The organism is Pedobacter sp. KH_004, assembly GCF_057840755.1.
The window spans coordinates 2,199,628-2,216,845 of record NZ_CM174519.1 but is presented as its reverse complement, the minus strand read 5'-3'; the positions used below and the strand labels follow the sequence as shown (position 1 = coordinate 2,216,845).

Below are 17,218 nucleotides of genomic sequence, written 5' to 3'. Positions count from 1 at the left end.
AAAAAGAACTGCGATTAAGCAGTTCTTTTTGTTTAAAATAAATCCTGCAAAGCAGGATCATTATAATCTTCTACATACGCGATGATGTTGTTGTATGCCGAAAATTCATCGGCGGTATGCATTGTGGTCAAAACCACACAACTCATTCCTGCATTTTGTGCAGCTTCTACACCTTTTGGTGCATCTTCAAAAACTACACATTCTTCAGCAGCGACGCCTAAAAGCGCAGCGCATTTGCTAAACGTTTCTGGATCTGGTTTGCTATTTTCAACATCTTCTGCACTCACAATGGCTGAGAAATACGATCGAACATTCAAATTATCCAACACAAAATTAATGTTAAAGGGTATTGCTGCCGAGCCAATGGCCATCAATATTCCTGATTCTTTTGCCTTTTCTAAAAACTGATCTAAGCCAGAAATCAATGTTAAATGTTTTTTGTATGCGGCTTGATAACGGTGTTCTTTTTCGATTGATATTTGGTCGATTTGTTCTTGCGAAAAGTGACCAACCCCAAAAACCCGCTCCAAAAGATCTTGATTTTTGCCATACATCTCTTTCTTAACAGCCTCGAAAGTAATACTCGCTCCCAAATCTTTTGTTAGGATGGAATGCCATGCATGGTTATGAAATTCCATGTCATTTATCATAGTGCCATTTAAGTCGAAAAGAAAAGCCTTTGGTTTTTGATTCATCATGCCGTAAAATTATCAGAAATTTTAAGGAATGCGTTAAATTAATTTAATCATTGGATTTTGACGGAAGAATTAAAATTTTCCAAAATGTTCATCTTCAAGAATATCTACTTAAAAATAGTTTAAGCCATCATATTTTGTTTGGAAAATCTACTTACAAATAATACATTGCAGTAGAATTACCCCTAACTCTAAATTTTGTTTTTATGAGCCATATTAAAGATGACGGCGAGCGCTTAATTGAATTTTTAAATAGCCTTCATCCCCTTAGTAAGAAGGTAATTGCATTGGCTCGAAAAAAAACCTTTCAAATTATTGTCAAAAAAAATGAGCTGATTCCGAGTATAAATAATACTGGCGAGGAATGCATTTTTATTGTCCTAAAAGGTATTGTTAGAGGATTTATTTTAGATAATGGAAAAGATATCACTACTGTAATAACTGATGAAAATAACATAGTAGGCCACGTTCGTAATCCTGGAGTGGCTCAATCCGTTTATGAGGAACAGTTTCAAGCACTAGAAAATTCTGAATTATTAGTTTTAGAATATTCTTTTATCGATGCACTTTACAAGAAATATCCCGAAATGAATATTTTGGCAAGAAAGCTACTTGCGCTTCATTTCAACATGTCGCAAGAGCGCTCTATTTTATGCAGAATACCGTCTGCAGAAGTAAGATACAATAAGTTTAGGCTCGGTAATCCAAGACTGAAAAACCGAATACCAGTCAAATTTTTAGCTACCTATTTAGGAATGCGAATAGAAACATTAAGTAGGATAAGGAAAAAAGAAAAATTGGAATCAGCTGCCTAATTCGAGTCTATATTTGTGTTTTCCTTTTTAAGATAGAAGTAGCACAATGGGAACAGGCATATTAAGCCTAGTAAAAATCCACCTAATGTATCAGTAAACCAATGTGCACCTAAATATATCCTCGAGGGTGCAATAAAGATCATCAGAAATGCAGAAAGATAAGTGACAACGTTCCGAGTAGTTTTCGGAATAGTAGTCAGGCGGTCCATCAAAAAAATCAGAAAACCAAAAAATAGCACGTAAGACAGCACATGCCCACTCGGGTAACTTTGAAACCTATTTACCTCCACTAAACGAACATAGAATGCAGTAGGCCTTGGGCGGTTGATCAGATTTTTGATCGCCAGAATAATCAGCCCCGACACTAAAATAGAGGCAATATACAAGCCTTCACGTTTATATTTTTGCCAGTAGAAAATAGCCGCAACCACCAGAACAGATAACAAAGACCAGGGCAATTCGCCAAAAAAGCTGATAGCGAGCATTACCTTATCCAGCCAATCTGCTTGGTACTGCTGGATAAGTAAAGAAGCCCGGGTATCAAATGGCAATATGGGGTTATGATCAATAAAAATACTTAAAATGGTGAAAGCTAGAATCAATAGAAATAAGATGATAAGACCTGTATTACGTTTTAATTGCATTTAAGATTGGTTGAATGTTTCAAAACTATCATTTTCCAATGATTGCCAAACATTTTTTATGCAAAAAGTTAATTACTCAGGTTTAAAACATTAGCACCCAGGGTTTCTTCTTTTACTCTTTCTAATTTCTGTTGGTGTACAGTGATAGTTATTTCTACCGATCCGGTTCCTACTGTGGCAGAAAGCAAATGCCCGCCATAGGCTTTAAAATCTTTTCCAGTTACCGTTCCATGAGTATGTAGTGAAGGTTTACCATTTTGCCAGGCTATGGAGCCACTCATGTTTGCCAATTCTACACTCTCAAATTCTTTAGGCTCATATGCCTTCGTTTTGAAGTTGAAGAAACCAAATTTCGCATTTACGAAACCCATTCCCGAATAACTTGCACTTGGGATGTTTTCTTTGAGGGCAAAATTTTCCAATTGTGCCAATACATCATCACCCTGGCGCAGCACCATAAAAAATCCTGTAGGCGTTTTGATATATCGTTTTGTAGTATCCTGTTGCGGTTCTTGAGCGAAAGTGCTTGTACTTATTGCAAGTATAAGTGATAAGAATGAATAGATAAACTTTTTCATGGAACTGAATTTTATTAGAAACACATGCTGTAAAGAGATTGTTTGCAGCGGCTGTAGTAAACAATACCCTATAAAAATGAGTTTATTAGTTATGGATAGGAAGCCATACAACAATAAAGAAGCGATAAAAGTTCCTCGCTTTGAAGAAAGTGCAGGTTTTTACACCACGCCGGGCAGAAGCAAAAATATGGCGAAAATTGGTGCGAAAAATAGCCTGCCAGAATTGTTGTTACGTAAAGCGCTTTGGGCAAAACACATCCGCTTTCGCATTCATCCCAAAAGTTTTCCTGGTAAGCCCGATATAGTGATTAATAAATATCGATTGGCCATTTTTGTTGATGGTGATTTTTGGCATGGCTTCGATTGGGAGAATAGAAAAGCTGCAATTAAAACCAATAAAGGGTTTTGGATTCCAAAAATCGAACGAAATATACAACGGGATCAAGAAGTAAACGAACTGCTCAGCGCAAAAGGTTATACGGTGATGCGCTTTTGGGAGCATGAGGTTAAAGAAAAGTTATTGCTTTGCATTAATCAAATCGCCTTATTTATTGAAGCTGCAAAATTGGCTGTGATTCCCATTATCATTGATTAATTACTTCACAACAATTTGCTTGGGTTCAGTAACAACGATTTGATACTTGCCCTTAAATTCGGTAACCACACCCGTTACACAGATATTGTTGCCCATAAACATCGAAGCCGGTTCAGAAGTAAATTTGGCTTGGTCTTCTTTATTAACCACAATAGTTAACAGCTCTTTAGGGTAAGCACCGCCAAGATTTATCAGGCTTAACTTTTCCAATGCTTTTGTTCCGTACACAGAATCACACACGCTGACACTTTTACCCACATATTGTGCTGCATCTTTAGCTAAAATTAAGGTTTGGCTTTTTGCTTTGTAAGCAGTGATGCAGATGAATAAAATAAGAGATAACTTTTTCATAATAGATGGATGATTGGGTGGCAACAAGCTTTTAGCAGCTGTTTGGTAGCACAAAGTTAAATATCGGCAGCTTATAAAACAATGTGTTTGTGTAAATACCGCGATATACTATCGATACGGCGATGGCTCATTTTTATTTCGATGTAAATCCGTCTAACAGTTCCATTGTTTTGATGGCTTCTTGGGCACTGCATGGGTTTTCTGCTTGATCGAGAAAATAGGATACGACTTTTTCGATCATGGGTTGCTCTACATGTTGAAGCGCTTCGAATTTCAGTGTTTCTGTTTTTTCGTTGATGGTCAAATTTATCTCATGCCCAAACATTGGGAAGCTTATCTTTCCTTTTGATCCATAAATTTCGCAGATGTCTTCGTTCGCTCCGTTGGCAACCGTAAAACACCAAACGCCAGTAAATACAATGTCGTTTTCGAATAAAATATGCCCGGTAACCAAATCATCTACGTTTTCTTCTCCAGACTGATTAACTGAAATGCCATGAAAACTTTTGGTGTTGCCAAAATAGTAAAGCATTAAGTCGAGTTGGTGCGGCGCTAAATCATGGAATAATCCACCTCCTGCAACAGCAGGATTCAGGCGCCAATTGTCTTCTGCCTTTGCAATTAAATCGTTGTTTTTAGGTTGTAGCATTTTCAAATTAACAAAGCGGATATCACCGATGGAATGCTCTGCTAACAAAGATCTAATTTTTAAGAAGAGCGGCTGTTCTCTACGGTAATGTGCTACGGTTAATTTTACGCCATATTGATCAGCAGCGGCAGCCATTCTTTTAGCGGCCTCCGCATTTATAGCCATTGGTTTTTCTACATAAACAGGTTTTCCAGCTGCAAGCGCCTGAATGGTGTATTCCTCATGTTGAAGTGGGGGAGTAGCAATATACACGGCATCTACTTCGGGGTCGTTAATTAAATCCGTTGCATTGTCGTACCATTTGGCTACACCATGCCGCTTGGCATAATCTGCAGCCTTTATGGCATCTCTTCGCATTACCGCAACCAGCGATGACTTCGGAACTTTATTAAAAGCAGGTCCGCTTTTTACTTCTGTCACATCGCCACAACCAATAATGCCCCATTTAATGTGTTTCATATTGTAAGAATGATTTGGGATGAAGATAAGGATTTAAGGTCAATTGATGTATGTAGATGATTTTATAAAGAAAATCAATAGGGGTAAAAATCCCATTAACGGTTAGGTTGATTAATGGAATTATGAGTATGGTTCGTTCACTCGAAGAAGAAAGTTGGACGCGAATATTATACCATATGCATCGAATGATAAACCAAACACGTCAAATACCAATCATTCCGTAAATGGAAAATAATAATCTCCATCTTTAATCAAGATCTATGTAGCTAATGAAAAAACTGAAATACGCTCTTTTGTTTTTGTCGACGTTTTTAACATTGACCGTTTTTGCGCAAAGCACCCGAAAAATTGTGAAGGATTTTGATGGTGACTTAAAGAAAGACACTATCCGTATTGATGGTGACCGGAAAGCATTGGTTTTGCGGTTATCAACTCAGCAATATAAAATAGTAATCAGCAAACCTATTGACTACCTAAATTTTGGTAATACCTTGGTGGCTACCAGAAACGGATTTGAATTTTGGAACAACTATGACCGTTCAGGTTTCATCAGCGTTTTTTTATATAGCAAAACGGCTAAAAAAATGCAGCTGGTGCAAATGCGTAGAACGGATGATGTGCTCGGCAGAGACCATCCCAATGAAGGGCTTTTTGAGTCTAGCATCAATTTGTTAACCAACAAATATGTTGGAGTGATTAAAAGAGAGGTAAAAGGTAAAACATTAACAACATTGATAAATTCTGAAATTACCTATCCGAAAACTTATTTAGAGACGTTCGGCGACGCCATTAATTTCGACTATCAGGAACAATGCATTGCGAAATACGAGAAGTTTAATTCAAAGAAGTAGATTTTAGCCTCAGATTTAGCTTGAGCACACACAACTCATCAACATAAATACTAACTTTTAATCGATTATTTATTATGAAAACAGTAAACAAAATTTTTCTTTCGCTCGCCACTGTAGTTGCATTAAGCGCTTGTAATAATGATAAAAAAGCTCCGCAGAGCGCTCCAAAAAACCCAAACACCGAACTGGAGGCGAATAAAGTAGATGTAGATGAAGCGATGAAAGGCATGCCAACATTTTCTTCACCTGAAATTCAAATGGAAGCACAAGAATGGTTTACTTATTTCAAAGAGGGCATGAAAGAAGCACAGCAGAAAGCAAAGCTGGCTAATGGAGATCAGGCTAAAATGAAACAGATAGGGAAAGAAATGGCTCAGAAATTTGCACCATGGAAAGAGAAAATAGCGGCTTTAAAAATCAAAATGAATGCTGAAGATAAAGTGAAGTTTGAGCAATATGGAACTAAAATAGCACAAGACATCGTTGCGCAGGCACGACGAAATTAGTAAAAGCACATGATGATTTATTGGCTGCTTTGATACTAACCTGCAGTGCGCCAATAAATCATTAAAAAAAAATAATTCTACGGCGATTCCATCAATTGTAAACTATCTATCTCAGGCAACAACAATATTCGTAGATTGGATACCAGATTCCAATATTCACAGCGAATATCGCTCCATTTAATCATATTTTCTTTTCCTTATTAATCTTAATTTAACACAGCTGATCGTTCTTTGTCGAAAAATCAATCAGCATGAAAATTTATTTTTCTACCTTCCTCCTGTTACTCTGTTTTTCGCTGGGTGCTTTTGGGCAAGATGTAGGATTCGACAGCATCCGAGATACCATTCCTCAAAAACCAATTGAATCGCTTGCCGAACTCAAAAAGAGATATGCTGAATCCATCGAGCAGCATGATGTAATCTTGGAAGGAGAGTGCTTACAACAAATGGGCAGGATATGTTATCGACAAGGGCATTTTCGGCAAGCATTGGACTTCTTTTTAAAAGCAGAGAAAATCTTCAATACCAACAATAAACCTTTATCACTTGCAGATAACCTGAGTGATATGGGTATCTTGTATTATTATCTTAAGCAGCCAGAAAAAGCCATGAAGAATTACACCTTGGCGCTGAATATTTATAGAAAGCAGCATTATGCTAAAGGTCAGGCAACGGTATATGGCCATATTGGCCAGCTTTATGAAAAGCGTAGGAACTTTGATAGCGCATTTATCTACCAGAAACTGGCACTAAAAATCATTGAAAAGACAAATGACATCAGCGGTTCTGCGAAGATTTACGAAAATCTGGGTAGCATTTATGAAGACCTGGAAAAATATGATCTGGCTGGTAGCCACTTTAAAAAGTCGCTCAGTTTGTATCAGCAGGATCGAAATGAATTGGGCAGTATCGAAGTGATTAACAACTTAGGAGATATCCTGCGCAAAACCGGGCGATATAAGGAAAGTATTGTGGAAACCAGGTTGGCGATGCAACTTGCCGGCAAGTTGCGGAATGCTTATCAGCTGGCTTCTTGCTGCAGGGATATGGGCAAAGCGTATGAGTTGTTAAACCAAATGGACAGCGCTTACCACTACATTCAGTTAGGTTATAAGCACACTTTGGACCTATATTCGGAAGATGGTGCCAAACAAGTTGCTTTTTTACAGGTGCTTTATGATATCAATAAAAAATCGGATGAGATTAATCAATTGCAGGCTGATAAAAAGATCAACCGTATCCTTGCTTTTTCTGCAACGGTAGTCATACTGTTACTTATTGTACTTGGATTTGTTATTTTTAGCAGGCAACGCTTTAAATTAAAAGATCAGAAAATGCTAGCCAGGCAAAATCAAATTGAGCACGATTTGACCAGCCTTGAACTTAAAAATCTTCAGCTGGAAGAGCAAAATTTAAAACAGCAACTGGAAGTGAAAAGCAGGGAGCTATCTACGCATACTCTAAACCTGATAAAAAATAATCAGTTCCTCGATAACCTTCGCAATACCTTGCAGACGATGGTAAAAGACGATAAACGAGATCAGAAAAAACAGATGAACCAGATCCTGACTGAAATTAACCAAAGCTTCAATCATGAAAGAAACTGGAAGGAATTTACGGTAGCTTTTGAGCAGGTTCATCATCAGTTTCTGGAAAACTTAAAAAAGTTTAGCCATGAACTTACTTCAGCCGATATGCGTTTAATTGCCTTGCTGAGAATGAATCTGGATTCGGCTGATGTAGCCAGCTTACTGGGTATTTCCACCGATAGCTTACGAGTTTCGAGATATCGGTTGAGAAAAAAACTAAGTCTGGCGCAGGGCGATAATTTATCGGCATTTATCCAGGCGCTTTAATCGTTACATCAATGGTCTGAAAATTTTGTTTTTTAGGTGATTTTCTCTGCTTAACAATTTGTTAATGTAACGGTAATAAAAGCATAACGGCGTTTTGGGTTAGTATTATGTATCTGATTAACAGTTATTTATGTTATTTTGTTGCTTTTTTATATACGCTCTTGTTAACGGTGTTGCCTTTATGTAACCCCGAAAGTTTTTCTGTATCGAAGTGTGTACACACCTTTGCTCCGTCAAGAATAAAAACACTTGACCAAACAAATGAATAAACTTTTACGAATTCTGTTTTTACTCCTTATTTGTGCCGGCACCGCTCAGGCAACTAAAATAAAAGGGCACGTTTATGATAAGCAAACCGGAGAAGCGATAGTTGGTGCCACAGTAGTGCTTGAAAACCCAAGACGCGTAACCAACACCGGTTTGGATGGAACATTTGAGTTTAAAGGCATGGTAACGGGTTCGGCTAAAATTAGCGTCAGTTACATCACCTATCAAACCATCACGAAAACAATTATGGTGGAGAAAGAAGATAATGAGCATTTGAAGTTCTATATGGAAAGCGATTCAAAAGCCCTTGACGATGTGACCATTAAATCCAATGTAGTTAGTTCTACCGATCAGGGCGCCCGTAGATTAGAAAAGAACGCAACTCAGATCATGAATATTGTTTCTGGTAGAGCAATTGAGATCTCGCCTGATTTAACAGTGGCGAATGTGATGCAACGGGTTTCTGGCGTTTCCATTGAACGGAACAGTAATGGAGATGGGCAGTATGCCATCCTTCGCGGGATGGACAAGCGGTATAACTACACTTTGGTAAATGGCGTGAAGATTCCAAGTCCGGACAATAAATACCGTTATGTGCCTCTTGATTTGTTTCCTTCAGATTTGCTTGATCGTTTGGAGATTTACAAAACCTTAACCCCAAACCTAGAAGGAGATGCAATTGGTGGCGGTATTAACATGGTGATGAAAAACGCACCTGGTAAATTTCAATTGAATGCCAACGTTTCATCTGGCTATAGCCAACTATTTATCGACAGAAAATTTGCCAGCTTTAATTCATCAGATATCAATTATAAATCTCCATATGAATTGAACGGAAAAAATTATAACGCTACCCAAAACGATTTTACAAAGGCTACACTGGATTATAAATACAAAAACCCGGCACCTAATTTAATTGGTAGCCTATCGTTAAGCCAGAGATTTTTAGACAATAAGCTGGGTGTGGTACTGGCTGGAAGTTATCAAAATACCTACCGCGGAAGCAACAGCACTTTTTATAATACAGCCGTAAACGGGACCGACGCCTTTGCAGTGATTACCAATAAAAGCTACAGAGAATTCTCAGAACAGCAGCAACGCACCGGTTTACATGGAAAAGTCGACTATGTTTTCAACAAAAATCACCAGTTAAGTCTTTACAATGTGTACGTTAATTTGAAAAACCAGCAGCTTAGAGATGCAGTGACCACAACCTATAATGGTGTTTACAATCCAACTGTAGGAAATGCCGAACTGGTTTACAATACCCGTAGCCGTTTAACCGAGCAACAAATTTATAACAGTACACTTCACGGCGACCATAAATTTTTTGATGAGAAATTTAAAGTGCAATGGTCAGCGGTTTATTCGTCTGCAAAAAATGATGTACCGGAAAATACCAGTATCAGTTTAAACGGCATACAGCAAAATTTCCAGAGCCGCCGTTTGAGTTTGGTGAATACCTCGCCTGTAAATCGCAGATGGGAACGCAATACCGACGAGGATTTAGCAGGATACCTGGACTTAGGCTACCGTTTTGATATCGGTGCTGACAAATTAGAAGTTATGGCTGGTGGTTTATACCGGGACAAACAGAGAAGTAGCTTTTTCAATAATTACACTTTGGCCCCAAATGCTGCCGATGCAAGTAAGGTTTACGGTGTTGATTATCAAAACTACACCGAGCTTAATTTAGTGGTCAGCAACCCAACAGGTGCTGTGGCCAATCCACTTACTTATGATGCAACCGAAAAAATTTCAGCAGGTTATGGCATGTTTAAGTATACAGCCGCTAAGTTAGAAGTTACTGGAGGTGCAAGGGTAGAACACACTAATCAAGGCTATAATCTGCTTTTCCCTGCCGGCGAGACTTTTCCAAAAGGGCAACAGGTTTATACAGATGTGTTGCCTAGCTTAACAGCTAAATATTTCTTAACAGATAAGGCACAGTTGCATGCTTCATATTATAAAGCGCTTAATCGCCCAGGCTTTTACGAAATTGTGCCAGGCAAAGTAGTAAACGAGGAATTTCAGGAACGTGGAAACCCTGATTTACAACGTGCGCTTGCCGATAACTTTGACTTACGTTACGAACTTTTTCCGGGTGCATCAGAACAATTACTTGTAGGAGCATTCTACAAACGGATAAAAAACCCGATTGAATATACCTTCCGGGCAGATGCTGTTCGTGGACAGGACATTTATTACACTCCTGGCAATTTTGGAACCGCTAAAAACTATGGAGCAGAGGTAGATTATATCAAATACTTCAGTAAAATAGGGGTAAAGGCAAATTACACTTATACCCATTCAAGCATTACCACACCAAAAACAACCAGAACCATCAACCCTACTACTGGCGATATACAGGCACTTTCGGTTGACCAGAAACGTCCACTATATGGGCAATCTGAACATATTGCCAATGCTTCTTTACTATTTAAGGATACCAAAAAAGGCTGGGATGCGCAGATTGCCGGAGCTTACACAGGTCCGCGGATTAACACGGTTTCTCAATTTTTAAACAATGATTTATGGCAAAAAGGCTTCATTCAGATGGATGCTTCGGCCGAGAAAAGATTTAAAAGCGGCATTAGTGTTTTCGTAAAGGCAAACAATATCTTAAATACACCAACGAAGCTATTTATCAAAGGAACCAATCCTGAGAATAACAAGATCAATGAAAATTTGGTAAAGAATGGAAACACTTTGGTGAGAAGTGATTATTACGGACAGAATTATCTGATCGGCTTTAGATACAAGTTTAATTAAGCTAAATTTTTAAAAATAAAAACATGAAATCAAATCAGATTTTTAAATTGCTAATGCTTGCCCTGCTGGCACTTGCCGGCTGCGAAAAAGCAAATATCGATGTGGATACTACAGTTGTAGATGGTTCGGCGATTGGAGAAGTTTCAGGTGTATGGGCAAAAGGAAGTACCCAGGTAATTAAGGGTGATATCGTTATCCCGGAAGGCAAATCGCTCACCATTGAAGAGGGGGTAACGGTATTAATGGATACCCTTGCTAAGCCGGAAATTATAGTGAAAGGTAATTTGTACGCCTTAGGCACTGCCGAAAATCCAATTAAGTTTACTGTGAATGAATTTTACAAAACTGCACAGAAGAAATTTGGTAAACTATGGGGAGGTATTTTGGCAGGCCCAACCTGCGAGGAGCTGGTGTTGGATCACGCCGTTATTGAATATGCAGGTTCAACCACTTCTGATGCATCAACATCAGTAAAAATGGGATTATACAAGGCAGTTGCCGGAGAAAATTTACCAGCATTATGGTTCTCGAATGCAAAAGGAAAGCTAGTGGTGCAAAATACGGTGTTCAGAAATCTTCAGGAAGATTGCACTTACATCGAGGGCGGCAAAATCATTTTCGCGAATAACGTATTCTACACCACAGGTGTTACCGGTGGCGAAGCGATGAATTTCAAATCTGGTTGTTTAGCCGATATCGCTTATAATCTGGTTTATAGTACAAATACCAATGCACTGAAACTTTCGAATACCGGAGATAAGACGCCACAAACCTATATTATCATTTACAATAATACTTTGGTAAATACAGGCTGGAGAAGACCAACAGCCAAAGGCGGTTCTGTTTGGGTGGAAAGCACCGTTCGTGCTGATTTGTACAATAACCTTTTTGCCAATACCCGTTTTGGGATAAAAAGAGATCCTAAAAAACCTGAGGATGCCCGCTCTGCTTACAGCAATAACTGGTATTATGGTTTTGATCAGGTAACGGTTAATCAGTTTCAGCCTGGGAGTAATGATGTGATAGGCGGAAAAAATGATGTAATTAGTAAAGTGGCGGGAGAAAATGATCCCAAATTTGTAAACTATCCGCTAAATACGGCGGTGAACAATGCTGATTTCAATACCTCATGGGATTTTCACCTGCAAGGTAATTCGCCGGCATTGGCTAAAGGCATTACCAATTTCACCCGTCATCATGCGGCAGGTATCGTAATGAAAAACGGTATCACTTACATTTCACCAGCACCATCTACCTTTGTTGGCGCATATGGAACTAAAAATTAATATGAAGAAAACGAATATCATAAATGTTGCTACAGCAGGCCTTTTATGCCTGATCCTTTCTTGTAACGGAACCGCCCAACAGGTAGATCAGGATGCAGTAAAGCCGCTATATATATCCGATCCTGTTGATTTTGATACCGACGATCCTGCGATCTGGGTGAATGCGAAAGACCCGGCGCAATCGTTAGTTATTGGAACAGATAAAGATACCAAAGGGGGCTTATACGTTTTTGACCTCAAGGGAAAAATTATCCCTGCAAAAACTGTTAAAGGGTTAAAAAGACCTGATAATGTAGATATTGCTTACGGACTTGATCTCGGTGGGAAAAAAACTGATATCGCGATAACTACAGAGCGTTATACACATAAGCTGAGAATTTACAGTCTTCCAGATATGAAACCGGTTGATGGTGGAGGAATACCTGTTTTCGAAGGAGAAACCCAGGCTGAGTTCAGGGATTTAATGGGTATTGCAATGTATACTAGCGCTGACGGGAAAATTTATGCTGTTGTTGGCCGCAAATCAGGGCCAAAAGAGGGCGGTTATTTGTGGCAGTATTTGTTATCAGATAATGGTAAAGGAATAGTAAAAGCAAGCTTGGTAAGAAAGTTTGGAAAGTACAGTGGTAAGAAAGAAATTGAGGCCATTGCGGTAGATAACGAACTTGGATATATTTATTATTGCGATGAGCAGTTTGGTGTGCGTAAGTATTATGCTGATCCAGCCAAAGGAAATCAGGAGCTTTCCCTATTTGGACAGGGCGATTTTGCTGTGGACAATGAAGGGATTGCGATTTATAAAACCAAAGGGAACAATGGCTATATTTTAGTTTCAGATCAAGGTGTCAGACAATTAAAAGTGTACAACAGGACCGGTCAGGCTGGCGCTGTGAATAAACATCCGCTAATAGCCACCATTAAATATGCTGCAAATCAAACTGATGGAATTGATATAGTTTCAGTACCATTGAATGCCGATTTTAAACATGGGCTTTTGGTGGCAATGAGCGATGATAAAACCTTCCATTTTTACCGATGGGAAGACCTTGCAGGAAAAAAATTGGATGTGAATCCATAAATACTCTTATTCACTATCTTATATTGGGATCATCGAATTTCAGAAAGTGAAAAAGATAAGGCGATAGAATTTTTAAAGTACCGTTTCTATTAAGAACAAGGCAGGTTATCTACAAAAATAACCTGCCTTTTTTTTGTAAACGAGCTTTGGTTTGAGAGGATGCTTCGCAAAGGAATATTACGCAGCTATACAATTAACTGATCTTGTAACCAAAAATGTATTAACGACAGGTCAATACGTAAGTAAACTCCAGAAATCGATCTGTCATCAAATGTGATAAAACCCTTTTATCACATTTGCTTCACTATAAAAACTAATCCGAGAATCTAAAGCAAACTTTATTTATAAATATTGCTAAAACAGCCTATACGGCGCATTTTGACTCCTTTTGACGAAAAATTAAATGTTAATTGACGGATATGTGTATGTCCGTGCCTGATTAAATCAGTTAAGTTTGATTTCGAAAACCAATTATAAATCCTTTCATTGATGAGCAGCTACCCTCCACAACTTACGAGGCTAACTCACCTTTTTTGAGTTGATATTTCCCAAGGGATTATCAAAACGAAAGAAATTAATTTGATCGTTTCTCGAAACGAATTCGAATGTCATCAACTGTAATCGGACGAATAATCGCTATTCGAAACGCTTATACTTTAAACCAAATATAATATGAGAATCCTGAAAATTTTCTTTTTCTGCGTAATGTTATGGGGTATTCCCACATATTCATTTGCACAACGTAAGATTTCCGGACAAGTACTAACCGAACAAAATGAGCCTCTTCCGGGAGTAACTATTTTGGTAGAAGGTTCTGTTCCGAGAGAAATCACAACTACAGATGCCGATGGCCGGTTCCAGCTTACGGCAACCAAAGGTACCTTACTGGTAACATACATCGGGTACAAAAATCAACGCATCACGCTAACCGACAAAATGCAATTAAATATTGTTTTGCAAAGCGATGATCAGGGTTTGGATGAGGTTGTTGTAGTGGGTTACGGTAAACAATCTAAACGGAACATTACAGGTGCGGTAAGTAATATTAAAGCTGAAGATATTGTGCGTACTTCTTCTACCACTGCTGCTGGTGCGCTTGCCGGAAAAGTACAAGGTGTATCGGTCCGGGCAAAAGATGCTCGTCCGGGCAGAGGCGCAAGTATCGAAATCCGGAATATGGGTAACCCATTGTATGTAATTGATGGGGTAGCTTATGGCGGTGAAGGTGGTACGGATTGGGTTGGTACCCAGAATGCATCTGGTGCCGATATTTTTAACGCTTTAAACCTGGAAGATATTGAAAGTATTTCTATTTTAAAAGATGCTGCAGCAGCTGTTTATGGCTTTCGTGCCGCAAAAGGTGTAGTGCTAATCACTACAAAAAAGGGCTCGAGAAATGAAGTAGCCAAAATTAACATTAACGGCTATCAAGGCTGGCAAAACTTAACGCGTTTTCCTACCATGGCCAACGCAGCGCAATATACCCGAGGATTGGTTGAGGCGGCTCAGAATGATCCAAACGGTAATCCTACGCAAGTATATACACGTGATGAGTTGGCAAAATGGCAAGCCGGAACTTTACCGGGCTATCAGGGCTACAATTATGAAGACATTGTACTTCGTAAAAATATCCCTCAACGCTACATCAATTCAAACGTTTCTGGCGGAGCCAAAAAATCAAATTATTTTCTTTCTGTTGGTCACTTAACGCAGGATGCCGTAATTAAAGATTTTAACTACAAACGTACCAATCTGCAAGCCAACATGGAGGCGACCATTTTAGAAGGTCTAACTGTTGGAGCACAAATTTCTGGCAGACAAGAAAATACCGAAGATGTTGGTTTGCCTGGCGGCGATGGATACTTTTCATCAATACTTGCAATCTTCAAAAACAGACCAACTGTTGGTCCGTATGCAAACGACAATCCACTTTATCCAAATCAAACAAATGAATTCGCCTATAATCCGGCCATTTTCAGTAGAGATATTGCAGGTTATAAAGACAATAAGTACTTAAGTGGAAACGTGAATTTAACTACATCTTACAAAACTAAGTTTGGTTTATCTGCTAAAGGAACGGTATCCTACAATTACACCAACAATAAGTTTGATGGCTTTCAGTATACTTATGATGTATATCGCTACGAAAACAACAACTATGTTCGAAGTAATGGAACCAACTCTGGTTGGAGATATAAAACTGACCGCGTTGCAGTATCACGTTTCGCCCAATTTCAGTTAGATTATACCAAACAAATTGGAGATCATAATTTCTCGGTAATGGCGGGTTACGAACGTTCTGACTGGGACAGAACTTACAATGCGATTGGTTCAAATCCAACCAACAACTACATTCCTTTGGTTAATCAGGTTGCAGAATTAAACAGCATTGCTGATGGATGGTCATACGAGGCGAGAGCAGGTTTTATTGGTCGTTTCAATTACAACTACAAAGGCAAGTACCTTGTTGAGGTTTTGGGTCGTTATGATGGATCTTATTTGTACTATGAAGGTAAAGAATGGGGTCTTTTTCCTGGCGCCAGTTTAGGATGGAGAATTTCTGATGAGCCGTTTTTCAAATCAATAAAAAATGTAGTTAACGATTTAAAATTGAGAGCATCTGTTGGTCAGACAGGTTTAGAAGAGGGTGTTGGAATGCTTGATTATTTGTCTGGTTACAACTTCGGTTCGGGAAGCGCTATTTTGAATGGTACTTTTTATCCAGGTATCCGCCCGAAATCGCTTCCAATAAGAAATTTATCATGGGTGAAGAACACCAACTATAATATCGGTATCGATGTAGGGATGTTCGATAACAAGTTAACCATAACTGCTGATGCGTTTAAAATTATCCGTACCGGATTTCCTGGAAAAAAATATGATGTTTTATTGCCAAGTGAAGTAGGTTATGAGTTGCCAAACGAAAATTTAGGTAAAAATGGCTACTACGGTGCAGAGGGTATCATTACCTACAGCAGTAAAGTTGGCGATTTAAATTATGTTGTGAGTGGTAATGTTACTTTTTCGAGATTCAAAAACCTTGAATCGTACAAACCACGTTTTAGTAACTCGTTAAATGAATATAGAAACTCTGCTGAAGATCGTTGGGGTGGTGTATGGTGGGGCTACCAGGTAATTGGTCGTTTCCAATCAGAAGAAGAAATTCGCAACTATCCGGTTAATAATGATGGTAATAACAATAGAAACCAATTACCGGGCGATCTTATTTACAAAGATGTTAACGGTGATGGAATAATCAACGATATGGATGAACGTCCGATTGGTTATCCAACAGGATGGGCACCAATGATCACCTTTGGTGGAAGAATCGGCTTAAACTACAAAGGAATTGATTTGAATGTTGATTTTGCTGGGGGCGGCATGCAGTCGTGGAACCAGGATTATGAATTAAGAAACGCTTTCCATGGTGGAGGTAACTCACCTGCCTATTTATTAGAAGATAGATGGCACCGCGAAGATCCTTACGACAGAAACAGTAAATGGATTCCGGGATACTATCCTGCAATACGTAACGGAAATAGTGGTCCGAATGGTAGAAATAGCGATTTCTGGTTAACTAATGTACGGTATTTACGGGTGCGGAATTTAGAATTGGCTTACACACTGCCTCAAACAATTTCGCAGAAAATTAAAGCGCAAAAAATCCGCGTTTATGTAAATGGCTCAAACCTGATTTCTTTCGATAATGTGAAAGATTACCAGATTGATCCGGAAATTGAAGCAGCAGCAGCGGTAGTTTATCCTCAGCAAAGAGTATTTATGGCTGGTTTTAATGTAACCTTTTAACAAAGCAAA

Annotated in this window: 14 protein-coding genes; 9 read left to right on the top strand and 5 right to left on the bottom strand. The window is 38.7% G+C overall.

All coding sequences use genetic code 11. The annotated features are described in order from the left end of the window. Positions 1 to 32: 32 nt before the first annotated feature. Positions 33 to 695 carry an HAD family hydrolase gene (locus AC3ITD_RS09400; RefSeq protein WP_489366654.1) on the bottom strand — a complete coding sequence of 221 codons (663 nt, stop codon included), beginning with the start codon at positions 693 to 695 and terminating at the stop codon, positions 33 to 35. Positions 696 to 901: 206 nt separating this feature from the next. Between AC3ITD_RS09400 and AC3ITD_RS09395 the strand changes: the two genes are divergently transcribed. After that, positions 902 to 1,510, top strand: a complete 609-nt coding sequence (locus tag AC3ITD_RS09395) for a Crp/Fnr family transcriptional regulator (protein WP_489365952.1) — start codon at positions 902 to 904, stop codon at positions 1,508 to 1,510. Here AC3ITD_RS09395 and AC3ITD_RS09390 read toward each other — a convergent pair. Next, a complete protein-coding gene (locus tag AC3ITD_RS09390) occupies positions 1,507 to 2,154 on the bottom strand; it encodes a phosphatase PAP2 family protein (protein WP_489365950.1) in 648 nt (215 codons plus the stop codon). The genes AC3ITD_RS09395 and AC3ITD_RS09390 overlap by 4 nt on opposite strands. Positions 2,155 to 2,222: 68 nt before the next feature. After that, the gene (locus tag AC3ITD_RS09385; protein WP_489365948.1) at positions 2,223 to 2,732 is read right to left on the bottom strand and encodes a PPC domain-containing DNA-binding protein; all 510 of its coding nucleotides are present in this window, start codon (positions 2,730 to 2,732) and stop codon (positions 2,223 to 2,225) included. Between the two features lie 76 nt (positions 2,733 to 2,808). Here AC3ITD_RS09385 and AC3ITD_RS09380 point away from each other — a divergent pair, with 76 nt between their 5' ends. After that, positions 2,809 to 3,327: a very short patch repair endonuclease gene (locus tag AC3ITD_RS09380; protein WP_489365946.1), complete on the top strand. Its 519-nt coding sequence runs from the start codon at positions 2,809 to 2,811 to the stop codon at positions 3,325 to 3,327. Here AC3ITD_RS09380 and AC3ITD_RS09375 read toward each other — a convergent pair whose 3' ends face one another. Further along, a complete protein-coding gene (locus AC3ITD_RS09375) occupies positions 3,328 to 3,678 on the bottom strand; it encodes a hypothetical protein (RefSeq protein WP_489365944.1) in 351 nt (116 codons plus the stop codon). It abuts the gene before it with no gap. Between the two features lie 133 nt (positions 3,679 to 3,811). Next, complete coding sequence (locus AC3ITD_RS09370) at positions 3,812 to 4,786, bottom strand: Gfo/Idh/MocA family protein (RefSeq protein ID WP_489365942.1); 975 nt, start codon at positions 4,784 to 4,786, stop codon at positions 3,812 to 3,814. 269 nt (positions 4,787 to 5,055) lie between these two features. Between AC3ITD_RS09370 and AC3ITD_RS09365 the strand changes: the two genes are divergently transcribed. The 7 genes from AC3ITD_RS09365 (at position 5,056) to AC3ITD_RS09335 (ending at position 17,209) form a co-directional block, all read left to right on the top strand. Then, a complete protein-coding gene (locus AC3ITD_RS09365; protein ID WP_489365940.1) occupies positions 5,056 to 5,637 on the top strand; it encodes a hypothetical protein in 582 nt (193 codons plus the stop codon). A gap of 74 nt (positions 5,638 to 5,711) precedes the next feature. Beyond that, positions 5,712 to 6,143 (top strand): hypothetical protein, encoded by a 432-nt coding sequence (locus AC3ITD_RS09360; RefSeq protein WP_489365938.1) that lies wholly within the window; start codon positions 5,712 to 5,714, stop codon positions 6,141 to 6,143. A 251-nt stretch (positions 6,144 to 6,394) separates the two neighbouring features. Further along, complete coding sequence (locus tag AC3ITD_RS09355) at positions 6,395 to 7,999, top strand: tetratricopeptide repeat protein (RefSeq protein WP_489365935.1); 1,605 nt, start codon at positions 6,395 to 6,397, stop codon at positions 7,997 to 7,999. 261 nt (positions 8,000 to 8,260) lie between these two features. Continuing rightward, on the top strand, positions 8,261 to 11,038 hold the full coding sequence (locus AC3ITD_RS09350) for a TonB-dependent receptor (RefSeq protein ID WP_489365933.1): 2,778 nt from the start codon (positions 8,261 to 8,263) through the stop codon (positions 11,036 to 11,038). Between the two features lie 23 nt (positions 11,039 to 11,061). Beyond that, the gene (locus AC3ITD_RS09345; protein ID WP_265801461.1) at positions 11,062 to 12,324 is read left to right on the top strand and encodes a right-handed parallel beta-helix repeat-containing protein; all 1,263 of its coding nucleotides are present in this window, start codon (positions 11,062 to 11,064) and stop codon (positions 12,322 to 12,324) included. 1 nt (position 12,325) lies between these two features. After that, positions 12,326 to 13,402 carry a phytase gene (locus AC3ITD_RS09340; RefSeq protein ID WP_489365931.1) on the top strand — a complete coding sequence of 359 codons (1,077 nt, stop codon included), beginning with the start codon at positions 12,326 to 12,328 and terminating at the stop codon, positions 13,400 to 13,402. 672 nt (positions 13,403 to 14,074) lie between these two features. Continuing rightward, complete coding sequence (locus AC3ITD_RS09335) at positions 14,075 to 17,209, top strand: SusC/RagA family TonB-linked outer membrane protein (RefSeq protein ID WP_489365929.1); 3,135 nt, start codon at positions 14,075 to 14,077, stop codon at positions 17,207 to 17,209. The last annotated feature ends 9 nt before the right edge of the window (positions 17,210 to 17,218 follow it).

Coding starts and splice junctions, on each gene's coding strand:
- AC3ITD_RS09395 (WP_489365952.1), top strand. CDS start 902: ATGAGCCATATTAAAGATGACGGCGAGCGCTTAATTGAATTTTTAAAT.
- AC3ITD_RS09400 (WP_489366654.1), bottom strand. CDS start 695: ATGAATCAAAAACCAAAGGCTTTTCTTTTCGACTTAAATGGCACTATG.
- AC3ITD_RS09380 (WP_489365946.1), top strand. CDS start 2,809: ATGAGTTTATTAGTTATGGATAGGAAGCCATACAACAATAAAGAAGCG.
- AC3ITD_RS09385 (WP_489365948.1), bottom strand. CDS start 2,732: ATGAAAAAGTTTATCTATTCATTCTTATCACTTATACTTGCAATAAGT.
- AC3ITD_RS09365 (WP_489365940.1), top strand. CDS start 5,056: ATGAAAAAACTGAAATACGCTCTTTTGTTTTTGTCGACGTTTTTAACA.
- AC3ITD_RS09375 (WP_489365944.1), bottom strand. CDS start 3,678: ATGAAAAAGTTATCTCTTATTTTATTCATCTGCATCACTGCTTACAAA.
- AC3ITD_RS09360 (WP_489365938.1), top strand. CDS start 5,712: ATGAAAACAGTAAACAAAATTTTTCTTTCGCTCGCCACTGTAGTTGCA.
- AC3ITD_RS09335 (WP_489365929.1), top strand. CDS start 14,075: ATGAGAATCCTGAAAATTTTCTTTTTCTGCGTAATGTTATGGGGTATT.
- AC3ITD_RS09355 (WP_489365935.1), top strand. CDS start 6,395: ATGAAAATTTATTTTTCTACCTTCCTCCTGTTACTCTGTTTTTCGCTG.
- AC3ITD_RS09350 (WP_489365933.1), top strand. CDS start 8,261: ATGAATAAACTTTTACGAATTCTGTTTTTACTCCTTATTTGTGCCGGC.
- AC3ITD_RS09345 (WP_265801461.1), top strand. CDS start 11,062: ATGAAATCAAATCAGATTTTTAAATTGCTAATGCTTGCCCTGCTGGCA.
- AC3ITD_RS09340 (WP_489365931.1), top strand. CDS start 12,326: ATGAAGAAAACGAATATCATAAATGTTGCTACAGCAGGCCTTTTATGC.
- AC3ITD_RS09390 (WP_489365950.1), bottom strand. CDS start 2,154: ATGCAATTAAAACGTAATACAGGTCTTATCATCTTATTTCTATTGATT.
- AC3ITD_RS09370 (WP_489365942.1), bottom strand. CDS start 4,786: ATGAAACACATTAAATGGGGCATTATTGGTTGTGGCGATGTGACAGAA.